Origin of the sequence: Butyrivibrio sp. (genome assembly GCF_017940685.1) — a bacterium.
Taxonomy (GTDB): Bacteria; Bacillota; Clostridia; order Lachnospirales; family Lachnospiraceae; genus Butyrivibrio.
Map to the genome: position 1 here is coordinate 1 of NZ_JAGAYD010000091.1, position 2,479 is coordinate 2,479.

Consider the following 2,479-nt stretch of genomic DNA (forward strand, 5'->3'; position numbering starts at 1 on the left):
ACAGACATGTATAACTGTTAGTTAAGCTCCTTGATGATATCTGATGAGAGGGGAATCCTCCCTTCAATCATTACTTAGATTTGGAAATAGAAACTATTAACTGTAGTCCTTAATGACTACATCATTACTATACTAGGAGGCAAATGAGTTACTTTTGCTTTTTGCTCCAGGTACCATCAGCAAGTGAAGGTATCTTTTTCCAATTACTGTTTCCGTATGCGCTCCATATCTTCTGCCCTTCTGCCTGTGAGGCATGGGTCTTATTCAGGTAATCAATGATCTCATCCTGCTTTATGCCAAGGTTCCCATCCGTATCGATTGCTTTGTATGTATTGGCAAAGGATTCTGTTGTAAGGCTTGGTATAAGCTGTTGTGCCTTCTGATAAGTTGCCCGTGGTCCTGCTCCGGATAATCCATAATCGGATAGCGTTTTGCTTTCCTCAATGATCTTGGCAGCTTCCTCAAGGTTGCCCTTCTCAGCTGCTGCAGTTGCGGACTTACCTGCTACTGAGTTGGATTTTACTCCGGCGCTCTTGGCTATGCCTTTTCCAGTAAGGGTATTAACTACCTCATCAATGCCGCCCTTGTCGTAGTTTTCCGCAAGTGCCTGGTTAGCCTTTGACATTTCTTTTCCAGTAACCTTGTTCTGAGTATAGGCCTTAGCAAAGGATTCCATTTTGGAATAGATCTCCACCTTATCAGCTCCGGAAAGGCTGTCGTATTCTTTTGTATCCATAAGCTTCTCAGCAAGTTCGTGCTTAAGGCTTCCGTATCCCTTTTGGAAGGCTGTCCAATCCTCAGGGGAAAGCTTTTCGCCGTCAACAGTTTGATTACTTGAGGCTGTGAGGCCGTAGTTAAGGACTTTGTTATCCCCGGTTTCCTCGTATAATGCCCTCAGTTCGTTATCTACCCTGTCGCTTGTATCCGTTGTGGTAGTAAGTGGATTCAGGAAGTTATTGAGAATCCTGCCACCTGTTCCAAGGCCGTAATCCTGCTGTTTAAGTTCCTCGCCCCATGTGCCCACAGAAGGCTCAAGTGCAAGCCTGTTGCCTGTTGCCTGTAAGGATGGTATTTGAGATTGCTTAAGGGCTTCTCCTGCTTCCTGCAATCCTGGTATCTTGGTCTGATAATACTTTGATTCTTGATCCCAGTACTTGGCAGCCTTACCCTTCTTATCGGTGTAGGTGGTGCGCTTGGTATCGTCAATGGTCTTTTCCACCTTGCCGCCAAGGGTAGGTATTAACTGGCTCGCAAAGTTCCCTGCTACGTTCCGCGCTAATGATCCAAATACATCCGTATCTGTATCAGCATAGCGGATTGATGATAATGTGTCCGCTACTCCGTTAAGCATGGTCATATCATTTATGGATTCAAGTGTGGAATCCCATTGAAAACATATCGAGGGTCCTTGCAATATCAGCCTGGTAATTGCTTGCTATGATCTCGTCCATATCTGTAAGGCTTAAGTTTTTAAATGCGTTCTTAAGCTGCTTGTTTTTGGATTTCTCAATCATATCGGAAATGCCATCAAGTACGTTCCGCCGCAGGCTGTCTTTTGCTGCCTCGTCTGTTCCGGTTAATATGCTTTCAACATCAATGTCCTTAAGCATATCGGAAACGCCTTTTGACAGTTCATCAATCCCATTGGATAGCTTAGGATTCTTGGCCTTAAAATCTCCAATCTGCTTATCAAGCAATCCGTAAGCCTTATCAATATACCCCTGTGGGGTTTTTGAATAATAAGCAATGGCTGCGTTAAACTGTCCGCCCTTTGTTGCTGCCTCCCGGGCATTGAGCATTATGTTACGTGCTTTTTGGTTGTACAGTTTGGCCGCTGCCTGATCTCCACTCTCAAGGGCCTCCTGTGCCATTTTTGAGTAGTCAAATGAGGCCGTAAACATTTTGTGCGCGTCAGCTCCGGAAAGTTTTCCAGGATCCAATTTCTCCCCGGCGTACTGCTTATAGATTCCGTCCAGGTCGTTTTCAACTGCTGCCTTGGCCTGCTCAGCTAATGCCCTCTCGTTGTCCGGATCGTACCAAAATCCGTTCTTGTCGGCGTATGCCTGTTTCTGCTCAGGGGTAAGGGTTTCTGTATTCTGCAGAGTACTATGGAGCTTGGAAAGCTTCTGCCCCTGTTCGTTTACTTCCAGGGCTGCCTTAGGTGTGGAAGGTGCTCCGCCCTGTTCTCCTGCTTTGAGTTCATCCCATAAATCCGCGGTGGTTTGTGGCTCTTTTACTGGCTCGATATCTCCAGTAAGCTTAAAGCTTGTGGGCGTTTCCTGTGGCACTTCCTTTGGCTTTTCGAGGCCTATATCCTCAGCCATGACTTTGTTTATACTAACGGAGTAAAGAAATTGTCAGTTGAATTAAGATAAAAAATGAGAGTACAAACCTTTTTGGGTATAATAAGTTCGTCAAAACAAAAAAACTCAGAAAAGGAGTACTCTCATGGACATTGTAACACTTTTAGAACAGCTTA

The 2,479-nt window shown here is 45.1% G+C and carries 2 protein-coding genes; both read right to left on the reverse strand.

What is annotated here, in order from left to right; genetic code table 11:
• Positions 1-148 precede the first annotated feature (148 nt).
• Positions 149-1,351: a hypothetical protein gene (locus J6I68_RS05885; RefSeq protein ID WP_292218448.1), complete on the reverse strand. Its 1,203-nt coding sequence runs from the start codon at positions 1,349-1,351 to the stop codon at positions 149-151.
• A 19-nt stretch (positions 1,352-1,370) separates the two neighbouring features.
• Positions 1,371-2,324, reverse strand: a complete 954-nt coding sequence (locus J6I68_RS05890) for a hypothetical protein (protein WP_292218450.1) — start codon at positions 2,322-2,324, stop codon at positions 1,371-1,373.
• Positions 2,325-2,479 lie beyond the last annotated feature (155 nt).

What these genes read in the sequence shown, in the direction of transcription:
- J6I68_RS05890 (WP_292218450.1), bottom strand. Translation starts at nt 2,324, where the DNA reads ATGGCTGAGGATATAGGCCTCGAAAAGCCAAAGGAAGTGCCACAGGAA.
- J6I68_RS05885 (WP_292218448.1), bottom strand. Translation starts at nt 1,351, where the DNA reads ATGCTTAACGGAGTAGCGGACACATTATCATCAATCCGCTATGCTGAT.